Consider the following 26070-nt stretch of genomic DNA (forward strand, 5'->3'; position numbering starts at 1 on the left):
CTCGCGCAGTTCCCCGCGCCCCTGAAGGGCTTGCTCGCCGTCGCCGGTGCGGGGCCGATCGCCGGAGCGGATGCGCTGCCCGCGTCCCCGAAGGGGCTCACGGGTGCGTCAGTGGTGGTCATCGCCCACCCCTTCGATCGACGCGATGAGGTCGTGGTCGGTCCAGCCGGCCGCGTGCTCGGCCACGACGCGGCCGTGGAAGAGGACCAGGACGCGGTCGCAGCGGCGCAGGTCGTCCAGTTCGTCGGAGACGACGAGGACCGCGGTGCCGTCGTCGCGGGCGTTGTCGACGCGGCGCAGCAGGGACTCCTTGGACTTCACGTCGACGCCGGCGGTCGGGTTGATGAGGACCAGCAGGTGCGGATCGGAGGCCAGGGCGCGGGCCATGACCACCTTCTGCGCGTTGCCGCCGGAGAGGTCCGACACGGGTTGCTCGGGGCCCTCGGTGTGGATGTCGAGGCGGTCGATCAGGTCGCGGGCGAAGGACCGCTTGCGCTCGGTGCCGACGAAGCCGTGGCGGCCGAGGCGGTCGAGCACGGTCATCGTCGCGTTGTCGCCGATACTCATACCGGTGACCAGACCCTGGTCGTGGCGGTCCCGGGGCACGCAGCCCACCCCGGCCCGCAGCGCCGCCGACACGTCGCCGAAGGCGAGTTCGCGGCCGTCGACGCGGGCCGTGCCCGAGGTGGGCGTGTGCAGTCCGGCCAGCGACTCGGCGAGGTTGATCTTGCCGCTGCCGCTGGAGCCGGCGAGGCCGACGACCTCGCCGCGCCGCACGGTGAGCGACACGTCGGCGTAGCTGTCCGAGGTGAGGTGCTCGACCGACAGGACGACCGGGGCGTCGACCCCGTCCTGTTCCACCACCGCTTCCGCGGCGGCCGCCGCCTGCTCGGCGATGGCTTCCCCGGCCATCGCCTCCACCAGTGCGGCGCGCGGCAGTTCGGCGACGGGGGCCGTGGTGATCCAGCGGGCGTCGCGCAGCACGGTGACGGTCTGGCAGACCTCGTACACCTCCTGGAGGTGGTGCGAGATGAACAGGAAGGTGACACCGGAGTCCTGCAGCGCCCGCATCCGGGCGAAGAGCCGCTCGATCTCCTTGTTGTCGAGCTGGGCCGTCGGCTCGTCGAGGACGATGAACCGGGCGCCGCCGCTCAACGCCCGGGCGATCTCGACCATTTGGCGGTCCTCGACCTTGAGGTCGGCGGTGCGCGCGTCGGGGTCGACGTGGATGTCCCAGGTGTGCAGCAGCCGTTCGGCCTCCGTGCGCAGCTTCTTCAGCTGAAGAAGCCGCGGCGGAGTCGGGCTGACGGTTGATGAAAAGGTTCTCCGCGACCGTCGACTCCGGTACGACGGTGGGCTTCTGGTGAGACGCAGGCCACCTTGGCGCGCCAGAAGGCCTCGCGGTCGCCGAGCGGGGGCGCGGGCTCGCCGTCGAACAACAGCGTGCCCGCGTCCGGCGCCTGAAGGCCCGTCAGGACGGTGACGAGGGTGGACTTGCCCGCGCCGTTGCGAAGCCGACCAGCGCGTGGGACTCGCCCGCGCGCACAGGCGAGCCGGCCGATCGACGAGGGCGGCGCGGGCCAACCGTCGGCGTTTGGCGATGCCCGTGGCTCCACCAGGCCGACGGGGTGCTGGGTGCCGTCATTTGACCGTGTTTCCCCACAGCTTGAGGTCGTCGACGTTGTCCTTGGTGACCAGTGGCGCGGGCAGCTGGTCCTCCAGGATGCCGCTGGGCAGCAGCTCGACGATCGTACGGAGTCGTGGTCGGTCGGCCCGGGCGAACTTCTTCCCCTGCATCGCGGCCTTGATGTAGTACATGCCGTACGCGTACGCGTCGGCGGGCTGCAGAGACGGTGGCGTCGATCTGGCAGCCCTTGCGGATGAGCGTCGAACTCCTGCAGGAGATGCCGTCGTTGGAGACGATCGCGATGTGGCCCACGCGCTGCGCCTTCTTGAGCATGCCCTTGGACTTGAGGGTCTGCAGATCGGCGCGAGGTAGACGCCGCCCGCCTGCGTGTAGATGCCCTTGATGTCGGTTGGCGTTGAGAGAGGGTGTCCAGTTTGGAGGCGGCGGTGTCCGACTCCCGCTTGGCGGATCTCAGGACCTTCAGCTTCGGGTGCACTTCGTCTTCACGCGGTCGCGGAACGCCTTGGAGCGGTCCCGGCGTCGTTGAAGCGGAGGCCAGGTCAGCCCATGATCTGCACGACCTTGCCGGTCTTGACCTGGCTGCCGAGGTACTCGCAGGCCTTCTCGCCGTACGCGACGTTGTTGGCGCGGACGACCATGGCGACCTTGCTTCTCGGGCGCGCGACGTCCACGGCGACGACCGGGACGCCCGCCTGCGCTCGGCCTGGTCGAGGCCGGCCGCGATGGCGGCGCTGTCCAGCAGGAGCGACGACGACGGGCCCTTGACGCCCTGGTTGAGCTGGTTGTTGATGTCGGTGATCTGCTGCGAGGGGTCGCTGTTGGAGTTGACCGTCTTCAGCGCGTCGACGCCCTCGGACTTCGCCATCTTCGGCACGTAGTCGTTGACGACTGCGCCAGAACGGCGAGGTCAGCGCGTGAGGGGCGGGATGACGCCGACCTTGCCCTTGCCGTCGCCGCCTCCCCGCCGCTCGATCGGCCGCGTCGTCCTTGGTGCTGCCGCACGCGCTCTCGGGACGAGGCGGCGCAGCGGAGGGCCGCCGCACGCACCGTCCGTCCTCTCGGCGCCCTCGCGGTCTTCGAGCCGCTTCGTGCCCTTCGTGGTGCCAGTCATCGAGGCCGCTCACTCGGCTCCGGAAGTCGCTGGAGTGCGACCGGGTCCTGCCCGTCCCAGAACCGGCGCGCCGAGATATTTATCAGACCACTTCGCCTCGACGATTGCTGACCTTCGTACCCAAGTTCTCTCGGTTTGACGCCTCGAGACCTCAAATAGGTCGACCACCTCCACGCAGTGGTCGGACCGCATCGTGATGGGCTGCGGCGCATCCGGCCGTGAGGAGGACGTCATCGTGGAGCAGACCGCCCCCAGAAGGGCACCGTCACGGAACGGGCGATCGAGCAGATCAAGGCGATGATCGGCGGCGGCGGCAGCCTGGAGCGGCGAACGGCTGCCCACGGAACGGGACCTGGCGGCGTGCGGCTGGGCATCTCGGTCGTCGATGCGGGAGGCGATCCGCGCCCTGACCGTGCTCGCGTGTCCTGGAGGCCCGGCACGGTTCGGGCATCTACGTCACGCAGTTGGAGGCCGGCGACCTGCTGAGACGATTCGGGGTGGTCGCGGACCGTCGCGCGGCTCGCCTGGTCGAGCCTCCGGAGGTGCGCCGGATCCTGGAGTCGACCGCCACAGCGCTGGCGGCCGCGCGCATCACCCGGCCACCGCGGCTCGCCGAGGTCGAGGAGCACCTGGCCGCGATGGAGGCCACCGACGACGGAGGAGATCTCTCCCATCGATCTGGCGTTCCACCGGGCGACTCGTCGCCGCGGCGGAACGAGACGATGGCGGCGATCCTGAAGGAGGGTTGTCGTCGCGGACGTTCCGGGCGCGGGTGCTGGCGGGGCTACCAGGAGGAGCGGTCGAACGGACCCGCGCGCGAGCACGCCCGATCCACCGGGCGCTGGTCGCCCACGACCCGGAGCGCGGCGCGGGCCGCTGCCGCGGCGCACGTCGGCGAGGTGGAGGAGTGGCTGCGGGGCCAGTCTCGGCTGAGCCACGTGCTCGGCACCGCGCCGCGAGGGTGAGCCGCGTCTGCCGCGCGCGGGTCGGTGGCTTCTCAGCGCAGTTCCCCGCGCCCCTGAAGGCACGCGGCTTCGCCGCGCCTTCAGAGGGAGGTGCGCACCGAAGGTGCGCACCTCAGGGGCGCGGGGAACTGCGCTGACCAGCCACGCACAACCGGCACCCGGCAGACGCGGCTCACTCCTACTGCGGCGCGGCCACGACCAGAGCCGACAGCAGCAGCTCCAGCGCGCGGCCTCGAACGAACCGCCCGCCGCCATGATCGACAAGTGCGCACAGCCGCCAGTTCCGGGTACTCCGCATCGGAGAGCCCCGCATACACGGTCCAGGCGACGGTCGTCCGCCGCCCGCCGCTCGGCCGGCAACGCAAGATGCGCGGCATCCAGGGCCGCGTGCCCAGCACCGTGTCCACGAACGCCGAGTAGTGCCGCACGGCGTCCTCGTCGCCGAACGGCTCCGCCGCAGCAGCCCGATCCCCGACTCCACCGACCGGAACTCGTTGACCCGGCGCGTCACCCGGTACGCGCGAGCGCCGCGACCCGCGGATGCTCCCGGTAGCCGCGGTGGATGCGCAGCGCCATCTCCCGCAGCCCGTCCTTCCGCCACGGCATCCGGTCTCGGCTCGAAGCCGGCCATGGACTCGCCGATGATCCGGTCCGCGACGGCGAGCAGCAGGTCGTCCGTGTTGTGGAAGTACCGGTACAGGGCGCTGGCGTCGCAGCCGAGCGCGGCTCCCAGCCGGCGCATCGCTCAGGGCGTCGGGCCAGCCTGTGCTGCCCGACGAGCCGCAGCGCGCACTCCACTGATCGTCTCCTCGACAGTGCAGCACGTACTTGGTCGGCTTGCGCCGCCGGCGCGTTCCGCCGGGATCCGTCCCTCGGCCATCCCGTTCCCTCCCGTAGGCGACTCGCTCACCCTTATGTCAGCACCATTGACGCAACGCTGACAAGGCCGGTTTGATCGCAGCCTCCTCCCCCCGCGCCGCACACCCCTCGTAGTCCCTCGTTCTCGGTCCCAGGAGTCTGCACATGAGAAGCGAACCCCCAGGTCTGCGCCGTTCCTCGGCGTCGTGGACGGCATCGCCGTCGCCGCGTCCAGCACCGCACACGGCCACCATCTCGGCATCGCATCGGGATGGGGTCGCTGGCCGCGACGGTGGGCCTCGCAGCCCCGGCGATCCTGCTCGTCGCGTTCGTGCCGATCCTGGGCATCGCGACCGACGTACGCACGGCTCAACCGCGACGAGCAGAACATGGGCAGCGGCTACGCTCGCCGGCCGGTCGCTCGGCCCGTGGCTCGGGTTCCTGACCGGCTGCGACGCTGGATCGGCACCCTGATCTTCATGGCTCACACGACCGCGGTGACCGGCTCGCGTTCCTCCAGTTCGCCAACAAGGCGCACCTGAGACCGTCGGCGGGCTGCGGCTCGACCCCAACTCGACGGCCCTGTCCACCGTCGTCGGCCCCGTCGTGCTCGCCGCCGTCACGGTCACGGCCGTCACCGCATCCGCAAGGCGACCCGGCTGCTGACCTGGCTGCTCGTCTTCGAGTACGCGGTGCTGCTCGGGTTCTGCGGCTGGGCCCTCGCCACCGGCGCGCACGGCTTCTCCTGGTCGTGGCTGAACCCGCTGGACATCCACGACGGCACCGGCTTCGCGCAGGGCCTGGTGCTCGCGGTGTTCTTCTTCTGGGGCTGGGACGCCGCGTTCAGCGTCACGGAGGAGACCGGCGACGTCCGGGACGCGGGGCGCGCGGATTCATCGCCCTGTTCACGATGCTCGCGCTGTTCCGTACGGGTCCCTGGCCTTCCAGCGCGAGATGTCCCTGCCTCGAGCTGGTCGAGCAGGGTCCGCAGGCCCTCACCTACCTCGGGGCGAAGCTCGCGGACGGTGAACCGTGGGCGACGCTGCCCCTGCTCGCGCCGCTGTTCTCCGCGGTGGCCTCGCTGCAGTCCAGCGTCATTCGACGGCGCGCGGCTGCTCGCCATGGGCCGACCGCACGATGGGCCCGGTGTGGACGAAGGTCAGCCCGCGCCACGGCTCGCCGGCCGCCGGCACGGTCCTCGTCACGGCGATCTCGGCGGGCTCGCGCCGCTCGCCCTGGCGATCCCGAAGCTGAACGAGATGATCCTCGCCGCGGTGAACTCCATCGGTCTCGTCGTCGCGCTCTCTACTACGGGCTCACCGCGCTGGCCTGCGCCGTCCGGTTCCGCGGGATGCTGCGCACCGCTCCCCGCCAGGCGCTGCGCGCGGTCGTCGCGCCGGGCCTGAGCGGGCTGGCGCTGCTCGGCATCGGCGCGTACTCGCCCGCGACTACGCCACGATGAGTGACGGCTTCGAACTCAGCCCGACAACGGCTGGTTCATGCTGTCCGTGCCCGCCGCGATCATCGTGTCCGGGTTCGTGATGGCGGCCGTCGCCAAGTACCGGCGCCGCTCCCCTACGCCCGTCACCGGACGCGGCACGGACGCCGACGCCGTCCCGCTGACCGCCACCGACGTTCCGTAACACCCGCCACCGCACAAGGAGTTGCCGCACATGCCCGACACCGCACACGCCGACCTCGTCCTGACCGGCGGCTCCGGTCCGCACCAATTCGCCCGGTCCCGCCACCTCGGTGGCCGTCCGCGGCGAGCGGATCGTCGCCGTCGGCCACGACGAGGTGCGCGAGCTCGACGTCGGCCCGCAGCACCGAGGTCGCTTCGATCTCGCGAAGCTGCTGGTACCGTTCCAGGATCGCGCACGCGCACCCGGTCGGCGGCGGCCTGAGCTGGGCCAGTGTGATCTGAGCGGAGTCGACGCTCGCCGCGTACCGGGAGCGGATCGCCGCGTACGCGCGTGGAGCACGCCGACGACGCGTGGCTCACCGGCGCGGCTGGGCGATGGAGGCGTTCCCGGCGGCCGCCGACGGCCGCCGAACTGGACGCCCTGGTCCCCGACCGGCCGGTGTACCTGGTCAACCGCGCACCACCACGGGGCGTGTCAACTCCCGTGCGCTGGAACGTGCCGATCGACGCCCGTAGCGCCCGACCCGGCGGACGGCCGCATCGAGCGCGACGCGGACGGCGTCCCGACCGGCATGCTCCAGGAGGGCGCGGCGAACCTGGTGGGCCGGCTGCTGCCGCAGGTCACCAGGGAGGAGCGGATCGCCGGTCTGCTCCGGGCCCAGGCGCTCCTGCACTCACTGGGCATCACGGCGTGGCAGGACGCGCTGCTCGGCGAGCACGCCAACCTCACCGACCCGACGGACGCGTACCTGGCCTGCGCCGCCGACGGCCGGCTCACCGCGCGCGTGGTCGGCGCCCTGTGGTGGGACCGGGCGCGCGGCACCGAGCAGATCGAGGAACTGGTGGCCCGGCGCGCGGCGGGCACCCTCGGTCGGCTCCGCTGCACGTCGGTGAAGATCATGCAGGACGGTGTCGCCGAGAACGGCACGGCGGCGCTGCTCGGCCCGTACTCGACGGGTGCGGCTGCGCCTCGGACTAAACAGCGGCATCTGTTTCGTGCCGCGCGCGCGCTGAAGAAGTATGCGTCACCGAGCTCGACGCGCGGGACTTCCAGGTGCACTTCACGCGCTGGGCGACCGGGCCGTGCGGGAGGCGCTGGACGCGGTGGAGGCGGCGCGGCGGGCCAACGGCCGGCGCGACACCCGCCCGCACCTGGCGCATCTCCAGGTCGTGCACCCGGACGACATCGGCCGGTTCAGGGAGCTCGGCGCGACTGCCAACATGCAGCCGCTGCGGGCGCGCACGAGCCGCAGATGGACGATCTGACGATTCCGTTCCTCGGGCGGAGCGGGCGTCGTGGCAGTACCCGTTCGCGCTGCTGCGTCGGGGGCGACGCTGGCCGCGGGCAGCGACTGGCCGGTGAGCAGCCCCGATCCGATCCAGGGCATCCACGTCGCGGTGAACCGGGTGCTCGACGACGCGCCCGACGGCACCCCGGTGTTCCTGCCCGAGCAGCGCATCGGCCTGGCGGACGCGCCATCACCGCGTACACGGCGGGCAGCGCGTACGTGAACCACCCGACGACGAGACCGGCACGATCGCCCCGGCACCTCGCGGACCTGGTCGTCCTCGACCGGGACCCGTTCGCGGGCCCGGCCGGGAGATCGGCACGACGAGCGTGGAGCAGACGTTCGTGGGCGGTCAGCGCGTCTTCGGCGGCTGAACCGCCGGCAGGGCGCCGCCCGGGTCGTCCGGGCTGTCGAAGCGGGACGGCACCCCCAGCCGGTCGGCGAGTTCACCGCCGAGCCGCTCGGCGAGGACCGCCGCCGGGTGACGCCGGCCGCGGTCCTCGCCGAGCCGCCGTTCGGCGGCGGACCAGGTGATCGTGGTCAGCCGGGCGCGGTCCGGCGGGTCCCGGGTGACGGCGACACCAGGTCCAGTCCACGAACCAGTGCCGTGGATCGTGTCGCCGCCCACACGGCGGCGGCGATCCTCCACGACCGCCCTTCGGACGTCCGGCCGCCCGAGCGCCAACGTCTCCGCATGTCCAGGGGCGCGGTTCGGGCCGCCGGACCACCTGGTCGCCGAGCCGCTCGTAGCGCGCGTGCACGGCGAGCTGCGCGTCGTGGAGGGGGACGCCGTGCCGGACCAGGACGAGGACGGCGGGCAGCAGAGCGTCGCGCAGGACCGCCGGTCGGTCTCTGCTCGCGCACCCGCAGCGAGCGTGCCCACACCTCCTCAGACATCGGCCGCGCACCGGAACCTCGCAGCTCCCGCTGCTGGAGTCCGGGGTGCTGGAGGTGCGGGCGGCGACCCGGTAGCGGTTGCAGTACGAGCCGTGGCACAGCGCAGTGGAGCCGCCGCGCATCGCCCGGTTCCCGCCCTCGTCGGGGCCGCGCGGGTCCACCGCGCGCGCCGCGTCGTGCGTCGCCGTGAAGCGGTCGGCGACCCACTCCCACACGTTGCCGACGACGTTGTGGAGGCCGCGCGCGTTGGGCCGGTAGGCGTCGACGGGGGCCGTGCCAATGTGGCCGTCCGCGCCGGTGTCAACCTTCGGGAAGCCGCCCGCCAGATGTTGCAGCGCCAGCGGCCGCGCGGGGTCAGTCTCGTCGCCCCACGGGTAGCGGGCCTGGTCGAGCGCCGCCGCGGGCCGCGTACTCCCACTCGGCCTCGGTGGGCGGCCGCTTGCCGCCCACCGCGCGTAGGCCTGCGCGTCGTCCCAGGAGACGTGGACGACGGGCGCCTGGCCCGGAGTCGCCGACGCCGGACCCCGGGCGGGCGCGCGCCAGGTGGCTCCTTCGACGCCGCGCCACCACGGGTTCCGGCGGGCGCCCGGTCGCCCGGACCTGCTGGGGGTGAGGAAGCCCGCGAAGACGTACGACCAGCCGAACCGCTCGGCGGCGGTGACGTGTCCGGTCTCCTGACGAAGGCCGCGAACCGGGCGTTGGTGACGGCGTGTTCGTCGATGCGAACGCGGCGACCGTGACTCGCGCACCGGTCCCTCGCCGTCGCCCGGGTTGGCCCGCTCGTCCTCGCTGCCATGCGGAACGTGCCGCCGGGCAGCGTCACCATGCCGCGGCCGGAGGGCGCGCGACGCGGGGCGACCGGTTGCGGCATCGGGGCCCGGCGCGGTGGCGCCGCGGGGTGCGGCGCAGCATGCGGGGGCGGCCGAGCCGGTCCCGTCCGCCGTCACAGGAACGTCGTGCGCGGTCAATGGTCTTCTCCTCGTGCGGCTCTCCGGCTCTCGGGTGTCCGCCGATCCTCGCATCGTGACGGGCGGGGCCTGGCCCCCGCCCGTCCGCTCACACCTGCGACTTGTGCAGAGGCCGAACTCCTTGAGGTGGACGGCCGAGCGGGACCGGGTGACCCGCAGCCGCCAGCGGCGCGCGGTGACCGGTGCCGCCAGCGGCAGGATGCGGGCCGCGCCGATCGTGCCGAGTGCGGCGACGGTCCGCCAGGCTCCGTCCGCCTCGGCCTCGACCACGAACTGCTCCACCTGCCGACCGAGCCGGATGTCCTCGGCGAGCCGGATCCGGTCGACGGCGAGGGGCCTGCCGAGGTCGACGGTGCGGGCACCCGCGCCGTCGTCGGTGACGCGGGCGCCGCGCGCCAGGTCCCTGGGCAGCTCCCGGTCGGTGCGCTCGCGGAACTCCTGAGGCGTGGCGACGTCGGCCGCGGGCGCGCAGTCCGTCCCGGTCCGGCGGGACGCCGAGCTAAGCAGGACGGCGCCGCGCCCCACCGACCGGAACCAGACGTCGGTCAACTGCTCGACGGACTTGGGCTGTTGGTCGGCGTGGTAGAACCAGCCCGGCCGGATCGACACATCGCACTCGGCGGGCCACCACTGGAGCGCGGCGGCGGTCGGCTGCGCTCGACGAGGGCCTCCCGGCTGCCGTTGTCGGGTGCGTCGTAGGGCAGCACGTAGTCGTGCTACCCTGCCGCTGCCGGTGTCCTTGACGGGGATGACGCTCCACTCGTTCTCGCGCGCCATGCCGCCCTCGTTGCCGACCCAGCGCACGTCGTGGCCCGGACACGGCGATCGAGGCGTCCGCGGCGAGCGCGCGGATCAGGGCGTACCAGCTGTCCCAGTCGTACTTCTCGACCTTGTCGCGGGATGCGGCCTCTGCGCGTCGAACCACACCTCGTCGACCGGGCCGTACTCGCGAGCACCTCGTAGAGCTGGTTGAGCATGTGGGCGCCGTAGTCGGCTGGCGTCGAGGTCGTACGTGGGCAGGCTCGCGGCCCGCGCGGTCGTCGCCGTCGACCAGCGTCGGCACGGTGCGTGGTGCGGCGCTGCCGTTGGCGTAGACGCCGTCGAGGTACTGGTTCTCGTCGGCGGCGCGCGATGTAGACGCCGACCTTGATGCCGTACTTGCGCATGGAGTCGGCGAACGAGCGCAGCACGTCGCCGCGTCCGTCGCGCCAGCTGCTGCTCGCCACGCGTGCCGGGTGTACCGCGACGGGTAGAGGACGAAGCCGTCGTGGTGCTTGGCGGTGAGGATGGCGAGCTTGAATCCGCCGTCGCGCAGGGCGCGCGCCCACTGGTCGGTGTCGAGCCCGTGGGCTGGAAGACGTCCGTCCTCGTCGCCGTGCCCCATTCGAGGCCGGTGAAGGTGTTCACGCCGAAGTGCAGGAACGCGGTCTTCTCCAGCCGCTGCCAGGCGAGTTGGCGCTTGGCGCGGACCTCGGCGGCCTTGGCGACGAGTTCGTCGGGGGTGTCGTCCGGGCCGACGGGGATCCGGTAGTGGTCTCGGCGTCGCCGCGAAGGCGGGCAGGCCGGTGGTGGCGACGACCGCCGTGGCCGTGCCGGCCAGGAGGGCGTGCCGTCTGCTGAGTGCCATCTGTGCGGGGGTCCCTCGGTTCAGCCCTGCGAGGGTCCAGGTCGTGTCTCATGGTCCGGCGGGTCCTGGACGAGCCGGCCGCCGGGGGTCGCGTCGAGGTTCATCCGCGATCGCGCCGCGATTCGGTATCCGGCGCCGTCACGTGAACCGCCAGCGCTGGAGGGTGTTCTTCGGGTCGCAGGTCTCCAGGTGCGCGGAGCCGGCTCCAGCGGCACGTTGAGGGTGAGCTTGCCGCTGCGGGTCTCCAGGCAGCGGGCGCCGTCGGCGGAGGCGATGGTCAGATAGCCGTCGGCGGTGCGGCTCAGGCGTACGTCGGCCGGGGCGGTGCGGTGGCCGCGGTCGGCGAGCGTGTACGTCCCGTCGGCGAGCGGCACGCGGGTCAGGTCCAGGCGCCCGCGGGCGGTGCCGACGGCGTCGGCCCGGGCGGTGAACCCGGCGTAGTCGGCGTCGGGTGGGCCGCGCCCCAGGTGGTCTGGGCGATGTGCGAGCGGCAGCCGGGCGGCCGAAGCCACTCGTTCTCGGTCCGCCGCGGCCGTTGTCCGGCCAGAGGCTGATCTGGCGCCGGTGATGCCGTCGCGCGACGTGAGCTTCTCGCCCTCGAAGCTGCGCGGGTCCCACTGCTGGTCGTACAGCTTCTTCGTGTCGGTGTGGAAGCCGCCGCGGACGAGGTAGAGGGAGTAGGCGGCGTTCATCACGGGTAGCCCTGCGCGATCAGGGTGCTCGGCTTCACCTTCACGTCCAGCCAGTGCTCGACGGTCGTGCCGGGGTGACGGGCACGGTGTTGGCGCCGGTCAGTCCGTCGTTCCAGATCCGCAGCTGCCGGCCCTGCTCGCCGCGTACGCCTCGACCTGGTTGACGAAGTCGATGAACGCGTCCTGGGGTGGCGTCCGGCCCTGTACTCTGGCGCGCGCGTACTCCAGGACGTGCGGGTACTTGGCGAAGTCGGAGCCGAGCATGTACTCGTCGGCGCCCATGTGCCACCAGCGGGCGGGGAACACCTCGGCGTACTCGTCGATGAGGCTCTTGTAGTAGGCGAGCGCCTCGGGCTCGGTGATGTCGAGGCGGGACGGCTGGGCCTTGCCGTCGGTGTCGACGAGCTGGAGGTCGGGCCGGTCCTGGATCCACGGGTCCATGTGGCCCGGCGAGTTGATCTCCGGGACGATGGTGACGTGGTACTTCTCGCCGAGCGCGACGAGCCGGCGGATCTCCTCCTGGTGTAGTACCCCCAGGTGTTGGGCCTCGCGGGTGGGCGTCGCTCTTCACCTTGATCTCCAGCAGGAGCTGGATTGAGCTTGCGGTACGCCATGTCGCGCACCAGGCTCTCCAGCCAGTCCGTGGAGATGTGGATGTAGCAGGCGCAGACGCCGACGCCGCGTTCCTCGTACCCGGGTACGTCGACGGTGCGTCCGGCGGGGCTATCTCGTCGCCCTGGGCGAGGAGCTGGAGGAGGTGCGGGTGCCGTAGAAGGCACCGGCCCCGGCGGCGCCGGTGATCTCCAGGCGGCTGCCCGCCCGCAACTCGTAGCGCCCTCGTCCCCGAGTTGCTTCCGGTCCGGACGTACGTCGACGACGATGTCGCCGGCGCGGGACGGGCCGCCGGTGACGGGCACCGTGCCCTTTCCTGCGGCGCGCAGATCGTCGGCGAGGGTGCGGGCGACGCGCCGGGCAGCGGCGTCGCCCGCGACCAGCCTGGTCTTCTCGTCGAACGCGTAACTCCCTTCTGCGGCGTCCAGTTCGTGAGTGCGGGCAGCGTCTTCGGGGGCGGGGCCGCCGGGGTGTCCGCGCGGGCGGCGGAGACCGGTACCGCGGCCAGTAGCAGGGCCAGCACGGTGCCCACGATCCGGGAGGACCTCGTCACGTTCATCGCCCCTGCCCTTCGACCTTGAACACCCACACGTGCTCGCCGGCCCGGCGCGCGGCGGCGGGCACGTCGATCACGAACGCGCCGCCCTTGACGGTCCAGTCGAGCGGCCGTGGGTACCCGAGCATCGTCACCTTGTCGCCGGGGCGCACCGGCACCGGCGCCTCGACCGTGAGCCGGGCCCCGGGCTGGGCGAGCGAGTGGATGTGTAGAACGCCTTGTCCGGCCGGACGGTGAACCGCAGGTCCTCGCCGAGCTGGGCCATCCGCGCCCAGTACGTGGTGTCGTAGATCGCCTCGCCGTTGACCTTCAGCCAGTGGCCGGTCTCGCGCAGCCGGGTCTGCATGATCTCGGGGATGGTGCCGTCGGCGCGCGGCCCGATGTCGAGGAGGAAGTTGCCGTTCTTCGACACGATGTCGACGAGGCTGTGCACGACCTCCTCGGTGGTCATGTAGCGGTCGTCGGGGGTCTGCGCGTTGTAGCCGTAGGAGAACGGGTCGAGGCCCCGGCTGGACGTCCCACTTGGCGACGACCGTGTTGTCGTACGTCGTGTACTCGGGCGTCGTGAAGTCGTGGAAGCCGATCCCGGCGCGGTTGTTGACGGCGACTTCCAGGGGCTCGGGCCGGTTCTTGCCGTGGCTGAAGCTACTCGGCGAGGACGTGCAGCGAGTCGTTGTCCCCGCCGATGTCGCACCACATCAGCTGCAGGTCGTACTGGTGGATCAGCTCCAGCATCTGCTGGGCCTGGAGTCCTTCACGTAGTCCTTGCCGGCCGTGTAGCCGGTGTGAGGGGACGGGCTCCAGGGTGTACGGGTTGCGCGGGGCGTGCCCCATCCAGGGGTGGTCCGCTGAATCCATTCGGGCATGGAGAAGTACAGGCCGCGGTGGAGTTCGGGCGCATACTTCTTCGAGCGTCGAAGAGCTCCTTGACAGAGGTCCTTCTTGGGACATCTGGACGGAGTTGCGGTCGGACAGCTTGGTGTCCCACAGCGCGAAGCCCTCGTGGTGCTTGGACGTGAGCACGTGGTACTGGGCGCCCGCCGCGTCCCGAAGAAGAGCTCCACCCAGGAGCGCGGGTCGAACTTGTCGGCGGTGAAGCTGCGGGATGAAGTCGTCGTAGGCGAAGTCCTCGCCGTAGACCTCCTTGTGGTGCGCGCGTACGTCGCGCTGTTCGGGTCCTGCATCTGGTTCCAGCACCACTCTCGGCGTACTGGGTGCCGACGGGCGCCCAGGCGGGCGCGGAGTAGGCGCCCCAGTGGATGAAGATGCCGAACTTGGCCGCGTGGAACCAGTGGGGCGCTCTGGTGTCCGGAGAGCGGGGCCTCGGTCGGCCGGTAGTCGGGCACGCCGAGCGTCAGCTTCCGTGCCGCGGTGGCCGCCCGGCTGCCGCGTGGGCGGTGGCGACGACCGTGCCGTCCTGGACGGTGCCGGGGGCGACGCCGCCCCGGCTGCGGATGCCGACGCGGACCCTGGCCTGCTCCCCGGGGCGAGCCACGTCGCGGGCGGGCTCGACGGTGCGGGCGCCGGGCACATCGACGCCGACGGTCAGCGCGTCGGAGGCGAGGACGGCGACGGTGCCGGCGTTGATGACGGTCGCCTCGACGCTCTGGGCGCCGGTCTCCTCCAGCAGCGGGAAGGTGGAGCGGGCGTCGCGCAGGGCGAGGGCCCGGCCCTCGGCGGCCGGCTGCAGGAGAGCGCGAACGACGTGCAGGGCCGTCTTGTTCTCCTCGGCGGGGTCCAGCTTCGGTGCAGGGTAGAGGGCGACGGCCTCTGCGGGTCGCGCTCCAGCGCGATCTCGCTGACGCCGATGCCGACGCGCGCGTCCTTGGTGCCGTCGGCTCGGTAGCGGAACGAGGCGCCGGCGGCGCCGCTGCCCGCGCGCCAGTCGGGGGCGCTCAGGCCCGCGCCGGCCGTGGAGCCGTCGGCGTAGTGGACGGTGGCCTGGCCGGACCTGCGTCGCCGTAGCTGCCGGCGGCGAGGAACAGGGCCGAGAGGTAGCGGCCCTGGGCGGTTCGATGCGCTGGCCGAGCGCGACAACTGTTGTTCTTCGCGCCCGCCGAGGACGTCGGGAACACATAGGGCACGCCGTCGACTTCGAGCCGTCCGGCGGGCAGTTCCTCGCCGGGGAAGGTGTAGCCGCTGCCGTCGAAGCTGCCGCCTCGGGCGTCGGCGGTGTCGATGCCGTCGTTGTCGAAATGGGCGTCCAGCGGCACCGGGACCGGGGCGGGGACGGTGCCCCAGTCACCCGCGGCACCGGCCGCTCCGGGCGCTCCGGTCTGCGCGGCGGCGGCCGGACCCGCCGTACCCCACGGCAGAGCGGTCGCGGCGGCCACGACGGCTGCGGTTCCGAGGACCTGGCGTCTTGGGTACGCACTCATGCACAGCACTCCCTGAAGGCGGCTCGGCTTGCATTCATCGGAGGTCTGATGATGCTGGCGTGCACGGGAGGCGTCACTGGACTGTGCAGACAGAGGAGTTGACAAATGATCCGATGACACAGGGGAGCCAATCAGAGAGCGCCGAACGCCCCGGCACACCGGAAGCCCTCGGAGCCCCCGGACATCACCTGTGCCCGCACTCCTCACCGTGGAGGAGTGCGGGCGTACGGTCGGGGCTGCGGACGGGCTCAGTCGACGCTGGGCAGGATGCGCGGTTCGGCGAGATCGTCCTCGTACCCGGCGAGGCGGATCGGGGCCGACCGGGCCCAGACGTCGAGGCTGCCGAGCTTCCCGGCCTGCGGCCGGCCCGCTCCGTGCGTTCCTTCGGGCGTTGCTCGCGATTCGTCTTCTCTGGTGTCACCGCGCACTCTTGTGTGTCGGGTAACCCGCTCCGGCGAGGCCGGGCCCAGCGTCGCGCGGGCACCGGAGGCCCGATCGGGCTTGAGTGGAAGGCCAGTTCGGGCGCGGTGGCGCCGGTTGTCGCTGGTGGATCGGCCGTGGTGACCGGCCTCTCCCCGGACGGAACCATGGGTACGGGTGGGACCCACTTGCAGTAACCGTCCGGCTACAGAGTAACCAAATGAGCGGGGGTCCGCTCGATGGGGCTGAAACCCGGGCATCCCCTGGGGTCGCCGGGTGTTCATTCAGCCACGCGGGGCGGGCCGACGCGACCGGTCTTCCGCCGTCCGCCCGGTCTGCGTCCGTACGAGTGGGTCAGGAGGTGGGGGCGGGACGGTCGGTGTTGATGGAGCGGGTCGCGTCGTCGCCCGGCTCGGCCGACGGGTACGAGGTGGCGTCCGGCGAACCGGTGGGCCGGGCGGGCGCGGGGGCGGGCGGGACCTGCCCGTTCGGCGCCGGCGGTCCGGTCGGGCTGGCGCTCGCCGCGCCCGCCGCCTCGTCGGCGATCGCGTCGAAGTCCACGTCACCGGTGCCCTCCAGCATGGTGATGTGGTCGAGCACCGTCTGGTTGGCGTCGCGGCCAGGGTCCGTACCAGCGTGTTGCGGGTGGTGTGCCGGACCTGGGCGATGAGGGCGAACACCTTTCCGTGCGAGTCCCGCAGCAGATTGGCGAACTTCCGCTCGTAGTCCTTGCCGCTCGCCGCCGACAGCTCGTCGAGCCAGCCCTGCTGCTGCGGGTTCGGCTGGTTGGGGAGTTCCACGCCGAGCTGCGCCGGCCACGCGCGCACCCGCTGGTCGAGGTCGGTGTGGCCGACGACGAGGTGGTCGCCGGCGTCCCGGATCGCCTTGGTCGCGCGCGCTCCATGGCCTGCTGGCCCGCCGGTATCTCCACAGCCCGGCGAGCCTGACCTTGACGATGAAGTCCCGGTCGGTCGCCGACAGCGGGCCCCACTGGGTGGCCACCGTGGCGGCGTTCAGGTTCGCCTGGCCCGTTCCCGACCGGTCCGCGTACGACCAGATCGGGAAGGCCAGGGCGCCGAGGGTGGCGACCAGGGCGGCGAGGATGAGGGCGGTGCCGTTGACGCGACGCAAGCAGTCCTCCCGGTGACCGACGTCGACTCGCCGGTACGGCGAGCTACTTGGTGGTACGGGAAGATACGGGCGCGGCGGGTGTCGTGTTCAGCTCCTCGCGGGGTTCGCCGTCCTCGGTCACGTTCCGTGTCCGGCCGCGGCGGGCGCGGACCGCGAACACCCCGCCCACGACGGCGACGGCCAGGGCGAGCAGCGCCACGTCCGGCACTCCGGTCGCCGGCGCCCGCGCCCACTGCTCGACGGCGAACGAGTCGTCGACGTCGAGCAGTCCGGGCAGCGCCGTCGTCCCGTCGAAGACCAGGAACAGGGTGCCGAGCGCGATGAAGAAGAGCCCGGAGGCGAGGGTCGTCGTGTGCGCCTCGAACCGGCCGATCCGCACCGGCCGCCCGCGCAGCCAGCGCCGCCCGCCGAGGTCGAAGCGCTCCCAGAGCAGGGCGAGCAGGAACAGCGGTACCGCCATGCCCAGCGCGTAGACGGCGAGCAGCGCCCCGCCGTACACCGGGTGCCCGCCGAGCGCGGCGACGGTGAGGACGCTGCCGAGGATCGGTCCCGCGCAGAATCCGGCGAGTCCGTAGACGGCGCCGAGCGCGTACACGGAGACGGCGTTGGTGGGCCTGATCCGCCCGGACAGCTCGGTCATCCGGCGCGAGGCGAAGCCCCGGCCCGCGATCTGCAGCACGCCGAGCGCGATGATCAGCCAGCCGCCGAGGGCGACCAGCAGGTCCCGGTTGCCGTAGAAGAAGCGGCCCGCGTACGAGCCGGCGGCGCCGAGCGGCACCAGGGTGGTGGCGAGCCCCAGGTAGAAGATGCCGGTGCAGGGCGACGAGCCGGGTCGGGAGCTGTCGACGGAGTACGCGAAGAAGGCGGGCAGCAGCAGGGCGCTGCACGGGCTGAGCAGCGCGAGCAGGCCGCCGAGGAACGCCGCGAGGTAGCCGATGTCGCTCACCGTGCGGCCTGCGCCTTCGCCGTCTCGACCGCCTGCTCGAAGGTGGCCGCGGGCTGGGCGCCCGCGATGGGCTGTCCGTTGACGAGGAAGGAGGGCGTGGACGTGGCGCCCAGGCGGTACGCCTCGTCCCGGTCCTGCCGACGGCCGCGCGCGCCGCCGCGCCGTCCCGGTCGGTGCGGAACCGGTCGAGGTCCTTCACCCCGGCCTCCCGGGCCAGGGCGTCCAGCGCGCGCGGCGCCGAAGCCCTTCTCCTTGGCGCCGTCGGCGTAGGCCGCCGCGTGGAACTGCCAGAAGCGGCCCTGCTGCCCGGCGGCCCAGGAGGCGCGCGCGGCGGCACTCCGACTCGGCGCCGAAGATCGGGAAGTTGCGCCATTCGATGCGCAGCGTGCCGTCGTCGACGTACTTCTTCACGAGGGCGGGTTCGGTGTCGCGGGCGAACTTGCCGCAGTAGCCGCACTTGAAGTCGGCGTACTCGATGAGGACCACGGGCGCGTCCGCACGGCCCTGCGCGAGGGCGTCGCCGGCGTCGCGCCGGGCGAGCTTCACGAGCTCGGCGGTGGCGTCGTCGAGCTGCTGCCCGAGTCGCCCTCCTCGGTGACCACGGGGTACGGGGCTCGGGCCGGGTCGCGGTGTACGAGACGGTGCCGAGGAGCGCGGCGGCCACGGCGACGGCGGCGCAGACGGCGAGCGGACGTCGCTTTCCGGGGGTGTTCCTACCGGTGGTGTTCTTGCCGGATGTGTTCTTGACGCCGGTGTTCTTGGGCGTGGCGTTTTCGGGCATGGCGAAGTCGTCCTTGCGTGCGGAGGTACGGGTGATGACGCGGGTGAGTGGGCGTCATCTACACGCGCAGGACGGACAGTTCGACCGGTGAGGGCGGGTCGTGCGGCGGCGGGCCGCGGCCGGCCGGGGTCGGCGGGACGGTGCCGTCGAACGTGGCGTCGGCGCCGAGCCCGTGCTCGTGCACGAGCGGCGCGAGGAGTTCGTGGGCGGACGTGCCGCGCGCGGGCACGCCCTGCCGGCCGTCCAGGGGCGTGCTGCCGCTCGGGGTCGCAGCCGGGTGTCGCGGGCGCGACCCGGGCGACCGTGCGGGCGTCGGCCTGCGGGGCGGTCGCCGCGCACGCGGGGAGACGCCGAGGACGGAGACGAGCAGCGCCATCAGCAGCGCACCCCAGCAGGACGCGCGCGCCCGGCGCGGCAGGGGCGCGTCCGGGTGCGGTGGGTCGGGCGGGGCATGCGGGCAATTCTGCACCACACGAGGGAAGGAGCGTTAACGTCCCGTTGACCGGTCCGTCAGGTCCTCATGGTCTGCTTCCGGACAGGCAGCGGAGGATCTTCGGGAGGAGTCCGTCCATGGAACGCGTCGAGCTGTGCACCGTCGAGGAGTTGATGGCCGCGCTGTACGCCTGCCGGAGGCGCGTGGGACACCCCTCGACCGCAGCGGTGACCCCGTCGACCTGCACGACCACGCGCTGCAGACGGCGGCGCTGCTGCGCCGTTCCCGGCCCAGCGACAAGGAGTTGCAGGTCGCGGGTCTGGTGCACGACCTCGGACACCTGCTGAGCCCGGGCGACGACGCGGGGCACGCGGACCGGGCGGCGGAGGCGGTGCGCGGGCTGCTCGGTGAGCGGGTGGCGCGGCTGGTGCGGCTGCACGTGCCGGCCAAGCGGTACCTCGCGGCCGTCGAGCCGGGCCGTGGGCTGTCCGCGCAGAGTTCGCTGACGCTCGGTGCGCAGGGTGGTCCGATGACGGCGCGCGAGGTGGCGGCGTTCGAGGCGGATCCGCTGGCGGAGGACGCGGTGACGCTGCGGCAGGCGGACGACGCGGGCAAGGTGGTCGGGCTCGATGCCGGGTCGGTGGAGAGACTGGCGGGCCGTGGTCGAGCTGGTGGCGCAGAGGGGTGCCGGTGCGCTGAGCGGTGTCGCCGCGAAGGGTGGTGCCGCGAAGGGTGGTGCCGCGAAGGGTGGTGCCGCGAAGGGTTGTTGCCGGAGTGCGGGCCGGTGGGGGCTGGTCGCGCAGTTTCCCGCGCCCCTGGGAGGCACGCCCTTCGGGCGGCCTCTCCCCGTGGGGGAAGGCTGCGCGAAGCGCATGCCTTCCAGGGGCGCGGGGAACTGCGCGAGCAACCACGACGGAACCCGCGGACGAGATCGATCCGCGGCACGGCAGACGCTCAGGGGCGCGGGAACTGCGCGACCAGTCACGATGCACCCGCAGTCCGCGACGAGAGCTCGGCCTGGCAGACGCAGTCGGCCTCTCAGAGGCGCGGGGCTGTGTCATGAGCGGCTCCGCCGCGGGCGCGAAAAGCCCCACGCACCCGTAGCCGGCGACGCCCCATCGACACACCTGGCGCACCAACCGTCCACGACCACCCCACCCACTGACCCGTCGTCACGCCCACCCGCCCCGTGAGAACGTACCCGCATGAATGCGGAGCGCGTGCTCGACGGCCGGGTGCCGTCGTGACCGGGGCCTCACGCGGCATCGGCCGCGCGATCGCCGAGGAACTGGCCCGCGCGGGCGCCGACGTGTGCGTGACCGCACGCCACACCCAGGGCCTCGCGGAGACGGTCACCGCCCTGCGCGCGCTCGGCGCGAACGCGGTGGGCGTGGCCGGGTCCGTCGCCGACCCGGCCCACCTGTGGGAGGTGACGGAGCGGACCATGACCGAGCTCGGCCGGGTCGACGTCGTGGTGAACAACGCGGCGACGAACCAGCCGTACGGCCCGCTCATGGACGCCGACCCCGAGGCGTGGCGCACCGCGTTCGCCGTGAACGTGGAGGCACCGCTGCGCCTGGTGCAGTGCGCGTGGCGGGCGTGGATGGGCGAGCACGGCGGCGCCGTCGTCAACGTGTGCACGGAGGGCGCCGCGCACGTCGGCCCGCACGTGGGCGCGTACGGCACGAGCAAGGCGGCGCTGCTGCACCTGACGGCTCAACTGGCCGGGGAACTGGGCCCGTCGGTGCGGGTCAACTCGGTGTCCCCGGGCTCGTGCGCACCGAGATGGCGCGCTTCGTGTGGGAGACCGCTGGAGGAGACGGTGGCGGCGGGGCTGCCCGCGGGCCGGATCGGGAGCCGGCGGACGTGGCCCGGGCGGTGCGCTGGCTGGTGTCGGACGAGGCGTCCTGGATCACCGGCGCGGACCTGCTGGTGGACGGCGGCACCCGGGTGCGCGCCGCCTCACCGACCGGCGACGCGCACGCCGTGCAGCGGCAGCTGCGTCACCACTTCCCAGGGCTCGTAGTCCTTCAGGAAGACGCCGTAGACGTCGTCGCCCGACTCGCCGCGGACGACCGGGTCGTAGACGCGGGCGGCGCCGTCGATCAGGTCGAGCAGGGGCGTGGAAGCCCTCCTCGGCGAGGCGCAGCTTGTCGTAGTGCGGGCGCTCGTCGGTGATCCAGCCGGTGTCGACGGACGTCATGAGGATGCCGTCGGACTGGAACATCTCCTGGGCGCTGGTCCGCGTCACCATGTTCATCGCGGCCTTGGCGGCGTTCGTGTTCGGGTGGCCGGCGCCCTTGCAGCCGCGGCCGAAGACGCCCTCCATCGCCGAGACGTTCACGACGTACGCGCGGCCGCTGCCCGCCTTCTTCGCGGCCTCGGCCATCGCCGGGCGCAGGGCGCTGATCAGGATGAACGGCGACGTGTAGTTGCACAGCTGGGTCTCGAGCAGCTCCACCGGGGAGATCTGGTCGATGGTCTGCACCCAGGTGTTGGTGTCGACGACGTCCGGGACGAGGCCGCCCGCGTCGATGGCGGTGCCGTCGAGGTGCCGCTCGATGCTGGCGTTGCCCGCGACGAGCGCGAGGTCGGCCACCTGCTGCGCGTCGATGCCACTGGTGCCGATGGGCAGCGCGGCGATGCCGTCGACCGCGCCCGAGTTGAACGCGCCGATCACGGAGTGGGCGGGCAGTTCACCGGCGGGCAGCGGCGCGCTCTCGCCCTCGACGAGAGGCGGCGTAGGCGGAGGGCAGCCGGCGCACGGTCTGCGTCGCGTTGTTGATCAGGATGTCCAGCGGTCCTGCCGCGGTCAGCCGCTCGGCGAGGGCCACGGACTGCGCGGGGTCGCGCAGGTCGATGCCGACGACCTCCAGGCGGTGGATCCAGTCGGCGGAGTCCTCCATCGCCTTGAAGCGGCGGATGGCGTCGCTCGGGAAGCGCGTGGTGATGGTGGTGTGGGCGCCGTCGCGCAGCAGCCGCAGCGCGATGTACATGCCGATCTTGGCGCGGCCGCCGGTGAGCAGGGCGCGCTTGCCGGTGAGGTCGGCGCGGGCGTCCCGCTTCTCCCGGTTGAGGCGGGCGCAGTCGGGACAGAGCTGGTGGTAGAAGTAGTCGACCTCCACGTACCGGGTCTTGCAGGTGTAGCAGGAGCGCGGGCGCTGGAGTATCCCCGCGATCCGGCCCTCCTCGGTGATCGACGACGGCAGGATGCCCTCGGTCTCGTCGTCGATGCGCTGCGCCGAGCCGGTCGCGGTCGCCTCGGTGACCGCCTTGTCGTGGGCGGTCTTGGCGGCCCGGCGCTCCTGGCGGCGGCGCTGCTTCACGGTCCGGTAGATGCCGGCGGTGGCGCGCCGCACGATGATCGCGTCGGGGTGTGGTCGACGTCCAACGTGTCGAGCTCGTCGAGGACGGCGAGGCAGACGGCGAGGCGCTCGGGGTCGATGCCGGGACCGTACGCGATCTCGTCGCCGGGCCCGGGGGCCTCGTGGTTCTCTGTCACCGTCATCGCTGTTGCCGTTCCTCGGGTCACCCGCGTCGCGCGCGAACCGCGCTCGCTTTCGAATGCGGAATTTTACGGAGCGGCGGGCCCTGTCTCCAAACTCGTTCCGCGGCGGCGAATCTACGTTGTAGGTTTGGCGAGGTCGGGACGGCGTGCGCGCAGCACCGAGGACGACCGGGAGAGACCGTGGACCGCATAGGAATCATCGGCGTGGGCGAGCTCGGCCAGGGCCCTGGTGACCGGCTGGTGCGAGGGGGTCGCCGACCCGCCGTCGATCACGCTCTCGCCGCGTGGCGCCCGGGCCGCCGCCGAGCTCGCCGGGCGGTATCCGGGCGTGCGGGTCGGTGCCGACAACCAGGAGGTGGCGGACCGCAGCGACCTGGTGGTCCTCGCCGTCCGCCCGCAGGACCGCGCGCAGGCCCTCGACGGGCTGCGGATCAGGGACGCAGGTCGTGCTCAGCGTCATGGCCGGCGTCACGGCCGACGAGGTGCGCGGTCTGCTCGGCACCACCGTGCCCGTCGTGCGGGCCATCCGCTGCCCGCCGTGCGCGAGCGCCGCTCGGTCGCCGTGACCTGCCCGGCGCACCCGGCCGTGGACGCCCTCTTCGACCGGCTCGGCGGGGCGCCGCCCGTCGCGGACGAGAGCGACGCTCGACGTCTTCCAGACGCTGACGTCCACGCTGACCACGCACTACTGGTACCTGGCGACGCTCACCGCATGGGCCGCCCGGCAGGGTTCCCGCCGAGGACGCGGACCGGTACGTCCGCGGCCTCTTCCAGGAGGTCGGCCGCACCCTGGGGGACGGCTCGCGGCCCCTGCGGCAGCTCGCGGGCGACCACGAGACGCCGAAGGGCACGAACGAGCGGATCCGCACGACCTGGTTCGACCCGCGGGCCGAGAGCCCTGACGGAGGCGCTGGACGCGCTCGCGCGACCTCGGCCGGCCCGGCGTGGACCCGGGCTAGGCGCCGCAGGCGGCCAGCAGCTCCTTCACCTCGTCCGTCACCGCGCCCGCCAGGACGTCCAGGTCGGGTACGGCAGCGGCGTCGGCGACGAGCCCGTAGTGCACCCGGCCGCGGTACGTCAGAGACGGCCACGGCGAGGGACTGGCCCTGCGCGAGCGAGGGCCAGCAGGGAAGACCTCGGTGAGCGGGCAGCCAGCCGGGCCTCAGGCCGAGGCTGGGCAGCGGCACGCTGGTGACGAGCAGGTCGAACAGCAGGCGGGCGTTCTGGCCGACGAAGGTGCCGCCGAGCCGGTGGCCGAGCGGCGGCACGTGGTCGGCGAGCAGCGCCACCGCGCCCGCTCCGCGGCCGGACCGTGGTCCTTGCGCCGGTCCATGGTGGCCCGCACGACCGGAGCCGTTCGAGGGTCGCCCTCCCCACGGGCAGCCGCACCAGATAGCCGGAGAGCCGGTTGCCCTGCGGGTGGGCGGTGCGCGGGCGGCGGCGGGAGACCAGGGACGAGGGCGCGCGGCTCGACGCCCGCGCTGCCGTCGCCGCGCTCGTCGAGCCAGCGCCGTACCGCCCCGGCGACGACGGCGATCAGGACGTCGTTCACCGTGCCGCCCACCGTCTTGCGGATCCGGTGCACGTCGTCCAGGTCGAGGACGATCCCGGCGGTGCGCCGCCGGCCGCTGGCGTCGGCGGTGAGCGCGGGCGAGTCCGCACGCCCCAGGTGGCCCGCGCCACGGACGCGCCGATCGACAGGGCCTGCGTCGCGCCGCCCGCGAGCGCCCGCACGTGGCCGGGTAGCGCCGCGGGTCGAGGTCGCCGAGCGTGATCTCCCGCATCCCGGGGAACGGCAGCCGCAGTCCGCGGCGCAGCGCCGGCTCGTCCTTCGGTGCGCGTGTCACAGGGCAGGTCGACGGGGTCCATCACGGCCGCCGCAGAGGGTCAGGGCGCGCAGTCCGTCGGCGAGGGCGTGGTGGAACTTGAACAGGACGGCGAACGAGGCGCCGTCCGCCGCGGGCAGCACGTGCGCCTCCCACGGCGGCCGCCGCCGGTCGAGCGGCCGCTCCATCAGGGCGCCCGCGGCCGCGTGGAAGTCGTCCACGGGAGCGAGTGAGCCGCACGTGGTCCAGCGGCTCGAAGTCGGTGACGGGCACCGGGCGGCGCCGCCGGCGGGGATCAGCACTCCCGCTATGCGCATCCGCAGTCCCGGCACCCCGGCGGCGCGGGCCGCGAGCAGTTCGTCAGGGCGTGCTGCGCGGCGCCGGGCGCATCGGCCTCGAAGACCCCCAACGCACCCAGGTGCATGGGGTGTTCGGCGGTCTCGATGTTCCGAGAAGGCAAGGTCGAGTGGCGCGAGCAGGTCCGAGCTCTTGGCGGTCGTGGAGTGCTCTCGCGTCGACGACGGGAGTGGGCGGTCAATCGCCCTCACTCGATTACGGTCGAAGTACGATCTCGGCACGCTCAGTTAGCACAACAGATTAAGACCCGCCTCTCTGGGAGAGGCGGGTCCGTGGGACGGGTGTGGGCTGTCTAGTACGTCACTTCAGCGCGGGCGGCGCCGCGTCGGCACCGGTCCCCCACGCCGACGGCGCACTGCCCACCTCGAAGGAGAGGTCCCGCAGTCCGCGCAGGTCCTCGGTGGTCAGATACGTCTTGCCGTACGCGGTCCCGTTCGTCCGGGCGGACTGGATGTAGCGCACCGAGTCCGAGGTGCCCGGCGCCCGCACGGTCAGCTTCCCTGCGGGTAGTACCGCCGGTCGAGCGTGACGTCGACCCGCTCGAACACCGGCGTCGACAGGCCCCAGGTGTCCGTGCCGGGCTGCACCGGGAAGATCCCGATGGACGACAGGACGTTCCACGCGGACATGGTGCCGAGGTCGTCGTTGCCGGTCATGCCGGTCGGCGCGTCGGTGAACAGGGTCAGCGCGGCGTGCACCACGTCGGTGGTCTTCCACGGCTGTCCCGTCGACAGGTACGTGTAGGGCGCGATGAGGTCGGGCTCGTTCTGCGGGTTGTACTTGTCCGCGTTGTAGTAGGCGTACGGGCCGTTGACCCACACCTCGCGGGCGGTCTTCGCCGGGTCCTCGACCAGCTGGTCGTAGGCGAAGAACGAGTCGAGCCGCTGGTTCGCGGCGTCCTGCGCGCCGATCAGGCCGACCATCCCCGGCAGGTCCTGCGGCACGAGCCACTGGTACTGCCAGGACGTGCCCTCGTGGAAGCCCTCGCTCTCGGCGGGGTCGGCGGGCCCGGTGAAGGCGCCGGCCGCGTCCCGCGCCCGGAAGAACCCGGTCGAGCGTCGAAGATCTTCCGGTAGTTTTGGGCCCGCTCGGTGTACCGCTTCGCGTCGTCCGCGTGCCCGAGCTCCTTCGCCATCTGGCCGAGCATGGCGTCGGAGAGCGCGTACTCCAGGGTGGCCGAGGCGCCGTGGTCGTAGTCGGAGTCACCGGGCTTCACGTGCGCGCGGCCCTGACGTACGGCGCGAACCCGTCGGCCAGGTACTCCTTGTTGGCCTCGCGTCCGACCGGGGCCGAGTCGGCGGGCGGCACCCCGTCCGCGTTCTTCTTCAGCGCGCGGTACGCGTCCTCCTCGTGGCCCTTCAACAGCCTCTTGCTGGTAGGCGTTGGTGAGGAACGGGGTGACGGGGTCACCGGTCATGATGTTCG

Annotated in this window: 19 protein-coding genes and 13 pseudogenes; 12 read left to right on the forward strand and 20 right to left on the reverse strand. The window is 72.6% G+C overall.

Annotated elements, in window-relative coordinates; genetic code table 11:
* Window positions 1-108: 108 nt before the first annotated feature.
* Window positions 109-1645: pseudogene (locus RBJ77_RS08745) on the reverse strand (sugar ABC transporter ATP-binding protein).
* Window positions 1642-2691 (reverse strand): annotated as a pseudogene (locus RBJ77_RS08750) (sugar ABC transporter substrate-binding protein). The pseudogenes RBJ77_RS08745 and RBJ77_RS08750 overlap by 4 nt, the downstream one beginning before the upstream one ends.
* Window positions 2692-3038: 347 nt before the next feature.
* Here RBJ77_RS08750 and RBJ77_RS08755 point away from each other — a divergent pair.
* Together RBJ77_RS08755 and RBJ77_RS08760 are read left to right on the forward strand one after the other, a co-directional pair.
* Window positions 3039-3724 (forward strand): annotated as a pseudogene (locus RBJ77_RS08755) (FadR/GntR family transcriptional regulator).
* A gap of 264 nt (window positions 3725-3988) precedes the next feature.
* The gene (locus RBJ77_RS08760) at window positions 3989-4144 is read left to right on the forward strand and encodes a hypothetical protein (RefSeq protein WP_372344410.1); all 156 of its coding nucleotides are present in this window, start codon (window positions 3989-3991) and stop codon (window positions 4142-4144) included.
* 1072 nt (window positions 4145-5216) lie between these two features.
* Here the strand turns inward: RBJ77_RS08760 and RBJ77_RS08765 are convergent.
* Window positions 5217-5435 carry a hypothetical protein gene (locus RBJ77_RS08765; RefSeq protein ID WP_372344411.1) on the reverse strand — a complete coding sequence of 73 codons (219 nt, stop codon included), beginning with the start codon at window positions 5433-5435 and terminating at the stop codon, window positions 5217-5219.
* Window positions 5436-5730: 295 nt separating this feature from the next.
* On the opposite strand from RBJ77_RS08765, the gene RBJ77_RS08770 reads away from it, so the two are divergent.
* The 5 genes and pseudogenes from RBJ77_RS08770 (at window position 5731) to RBJ77_RS08790 (ending at window position 7736) form a co-directional block, all read left to right on the forward strand.
* Window positions 5731-5988, forward strand: a complete 258-nt coding sequence (locus RBJ77_RS08770; protein ID WP_372344412.1) for a hypothetical protein — start codon at window positions 5731-5733, stop codon at window positions 5986-5988.
* 93 nt (window positions 5989-6081) lie between these two features.
* A complete protein-coding gene (locus tag RBJ77_RS08775) occupies window positions 6082-6225 on the forward strand; it encodes a hypothetical protein (protein WP_372344413.1) in 144 nt (47 codons plus the stop codon).
* 154 nt (window positions 6226-6379) lie between these two features.
* Window positions 6380-7132: pseudogene (locus RBJ77_RS08780) on the forward strand (amidohydrolase family protein); the annotation flags it as partial.
* A gap of 175 nt (window positions 7133-7307) precedes the next feature.
* On the forward strand, window positions 7308-7490 hold the full coding sequence (locus RBJ77_RS08785) for an amidohydrolase family protein (RefSeq protein WP_372344414.1): 183 nt from the start codon (window positions 7308-7310) through the stop codon (window positions 7488-7490).
* A gap of 30 nt (window positions 7491-7520) precedes the next feature.
* Window positions 7521-7736 (forward strand): hypothetical protein, encoded by a 216-nt coding sequence (locus RBJ77_RS08790; protein ID WP_372344415.1) that lies wholly within the window; start codon window positions 7521-7523, stop codon window positions 7734-7736.
* A gap of 223 nt (window positions 7737-7959) precedes the next feature.
* On the opposite strand, the gene RBJ77_RS08795 is transcribed toward RBJ77_RS08790, so the two are convergent.
* The 4 genes and pseudogenes from RBJ77_RS08795 to RBJ77_RS08810 all read right to left on the reverse strand — a co-directional run bounded on the left by RBJ77_RS08795 (window position 7960) and on the right by RBJ77_RS08810 (window position 12234).
* Window positions 7960-10155: an SUMF1/EgtB/PvdO family nonheme iron enzyme gene (locus RBJ77_RS08795; RefSeq protein WP_372344416.1), complete on the reverse strand. Its 2196-nt coding sequence runs from the start codon at window positions 10153-10155 to the stop codon at window positions 7960-7962.
* 496 nt (window positions 10156-10651) lie between these two features.
* Window positions 10652-11005, reverse strand: a pseudogene (locus tag RBJ77_RS08800) (alpha-1,3/4-fucosidase); the annotation flags it as partial.
* Window positions 11006-11025: 20 nt separating this feature from the next.
* Complete coding sequence (locus RBJ77_RS08805; protein ID WP_372344417.1) at window positions 11026-11697, reverse strand: hypothetical protein; 672 nt, start codon at window positions 11695-11697, stop codon at window positions 11026-11028.
* Between the two features lie 99 nt (window positions 11698-11796).
* Window positions 11797-12234 carry a family 20 glycosylhydrolase gene (locus RBJ77_RS08810; protein ID WP_372344533.1) on the reverse strand — a complete coding sequence of 146 codons (438 nt, stop codon included), beginning with the start codon at window positions 12232-12234 and terminating at the stop codon, window positions 11797-11799.
* Between the two features lie 311 nt (window positions 12235-12545).
* Between RBJ77_RS08810 and RBJ77_RS08815 the strand changes: the two genes are divergently transcribed.
* Window positions 12546-12890, forward strand: a complete 345-nt coding sequence (locus RBJ77_RS08815; protein WP_372344418.1) for a hypothetical protein — start codon at window positions 12546-12548, stop codon at window positions 12888-12890.
* On the opposite strand, the gene RBJ77_RS08820 is transcribed toward RBJ77_RS08815, so the two are convergent.
* The 9 genes and pseudogenes from RBJ77_RS08820 to RBJ77_RS08860 all read right to left on the reverse strand — a co-directional run bounded on the left by RBJ77_RS08820 (window position 12865) and on the right by RBJ77_RS08860 (window position 18990).
* Entirely contained in the window at window positions 12865-12993 is a 129-nt protein-coding gene (locus RBJ77_RS08820) for a hypothetical protein (protein WP_372344419.1), read from the reverse strand. The genes RBJ77_RS08815 and RBJ77_RS08820 overlap by 26 nt on opposite strands.
* A 2-nt stretch (window positions 12994-12995) precedes the next feature.
* Window positions 12996-13562: an alpha-L-fucosidase gene (locus tag RBJ77_RS08825; RefSeq protein WP_372344420.1), complete on the reverse strand. Its 567-nt coding sequence runs from the start codon at window positions 13560-13562 to the stop codon at window positions 12996-12998.
* Window positions 13511-14062 (reverse strand): alpha-L-fucosidase, encoded by a 552-nt coding sequence (locus RBJ77_RS08830; RefSeq protein WP_372344421.1) that lies wholly within the window; start codon window positions 14060-14062, stop codon window positions 13511-13513. The genes RBJ77_RS08825 and RBJ77_RS08830 overlap by 52 nt, the downstream gene beginning before the upstream one ends.
* A gap of 157 nt (window positions 14063-14219) precedes the next feature.
* Entirely contained in the window at window positions 14220-14396 is a 177-nt protein-coding gene (locus RBJ77_RS08835) for a hypothetical protein (RefSeq protein WP_372344422.1), read from the reverse strand.
* 364 nt (window positions 14397-14760) lie between these two features.
* On the reverse strand, window positions 14761-15243 hold the full coding sequence (locus RBJ77_RS08840; RefSeq protein ID WP_372344423.1) for a hypothetical protein: 483 nt from the start codon (window positions 15241-15243) through the stop codon (window positions 14761-14763).
* Window positions 15244-16017: 774 nt separating this feature from the next.
* A pseudogene (locus tag RBJ77_RS08845) lies at window positions 16018-16794 on the reverse strand (DUF4142 domain-containing protein).
* Between the two features lie 43 nt (window positions 16795-16837).
* Window positions 16838-17740, reverse strand: a complete 903-nt coding sequence (locus RBJ77_RS08850; protein ID WP_372344424.1) for a cytochrome c biogenesis CcdA family protein — start codon at window positions 17738-17740, stop codon at window positions 16838-16840.
* Window positions 17737-18521, reverse strand: a pseudogene (locus tag RBJ77_RS08855) (DsbA family protein). The gene RBJ77_RS08850 and the pseudogene RBJ77_RS08855 overlap by 4 nt, the downstream one beginning before the upstream one ends.
* A 58-nt stretch (window positions 18522-18579) precedes the next feature.
* Window positions 18580-18990, reverse strand: coding sequence for a hypothetical protein (locus tag RBJ77_RS08860; protein WP_372344425.1), 411 nt, complete (start codon window positions 18988-18990; stop codon window positions 18580-18582).
* A gap of 118 nt (window positions 18991-19108) precedes the next feature.
* Here RBJ77_RS08860 and RBJ77_RS08865 point away from each other — a divergent pair, with 118 nt between their 5' ends.
* The 3 genes and pseudogenes from RBJ77_RS08865 to RBJ77_RS08875 form a co-directional block, all read left to right on the forward strand.
* The gene (locus RBJ77_RS08865) at window positions 19109-20017 is read left to right on the forward strand and encodes an HD domain-containing protein (RefSeq protein ID WP_372344426.1); all 909 of its coding nucleotides are present in this window, start codon (window positions 19109-19111) and stop codon (window positions 20015-20017) included.
* A 180-nt stretch (window positions 20018-20197) separates the two neighbouring features.
* Window positions 20198-20677 (forward strand): annotated as a pseudogene (locus tag RBJ77_RS08870) (SDR family NAD(P)-dependent oxidoreductase); the annotation flags it as partial.
* A gap of 62 nt (window positions 20678-20739) precedes the next feature.
* Window positions 20740-20841 (forward strand): annotated as a pseudogene (locus tag RBJ77_RS08875) (3-oxoacyl-ACP reductase); the annotation flags it as partial.
* Window positions 20842-20957: 116 nt separating this feature from the next.
* Here the strand turns inward: RBJ77_RS08875 and RBJ77_RS08880 are convergent.
* Window positions 20958-22462, reverse strand: a pseudogene (locus RBJ77_RS08880) (SDR family NAD(P)-dependent oxidoreductase).
* A gap of 229 nt (window positions 22463-22691) precedes the next feature.
* Between RBJ77_RS08880 and RBJ77_RS08885 the strand changes: the two are divergent.
* Window positions 22692-22829, forward strand: a pseudogene (locus tag RBJ77_RS08885) (pyrroline-5-carboxylate reductase); the annotation flags it as partial.
* Between the two features lie 588 nt (window positions 22830-23417).
* Here the strand turns inward: RBJ77_RS08885 and RBJ77_RS08890 are convergent.
* The 3 genes and pseudogenes from RBJ77_RS08890 to RBJ77_RS08900 all read right to left on the reverse strand — a co-directional run bounded on the left by RBJ77_RS08890 (window position 23418) and on the right by RBJ77_RS08900 (window position 26062).
* Window positions 23418-24827 (reverse strand): annotated as a pseudogene (locus RBJ77_RS08890) (wax ester/triacylglycerol synthase family O-acyltransferase).
* 118 nt (window positions 24828-24945) lie between these two features.
* Window positions 24946-25134 (reverse strand): hypothetical protein, encoded by a 189-nt coding sequence (locus RBJ77_RS08895; protein WP_372344427.1) that lies wholly within the window; start codon window positions 25132-25134, stop codon window positions 24946-24948.
* A 2-nt stretch (window positions 25135-25136) separates the two neighbouring features.
* Window positions 25137-26062: pseudogene (locus RBJ77_RS08900) on the reverse strand (glycoside hydrolase domain-containing protein).
* Window positions 26063-26070: the final 8 nt, after the last annotated feature.

This window comes from Streptomyces sp. KL116D (assembly GCF_030766975.1).
In the GTDB taxonomy this organism is placed as follows: Bacteria; Actinomycetota; Actinomycetes; order Streptomycetales; family Streptomycetaceae; genus Streptomyces; species Streptomyces longispororuber_A.

Bases quoted from the DNA above. Each gene is read 5' to 3' on its own strand.
- RBJ77_RS08775 (WP_372344413.1), top strand. From the start codon at position 6,082: ATGCTGTCCGTGCCCGCCGCGATCATCGTGTCCGGGTTCGTGATGGCG.
- RBJ77_RS08795 (WP_372344416.1), bottom strand. From the start codon at position 10,155: ATGGCGCGCGAGAACGAGTGGAGCGTCATCCCCGTCAAGGACACCGGC.
- RBJ77_RS08805 (WP_372344417.1), bottom strand. From the start codon at position 11,697: ATGAACGCCGCCTACTCCCTCTACCTCGTCCGCGGCGGCTTCCACACC.
- RBJ77_RS08820 (WP_372344419.1), bottom strand. From the start codon at position 12,993: ATGCTCGGGTACCCACGGCCGCTCGACTGGACCGTCAAGGGCGGCGCG.
- RBJ77_RS08840 (WP_372344423.1), bottom strand. From the start codon at position 15,243: ATGAGTGCGTACCCAAGACGCCAGGTCCTCGGAACCGCAGCCGTCGTG.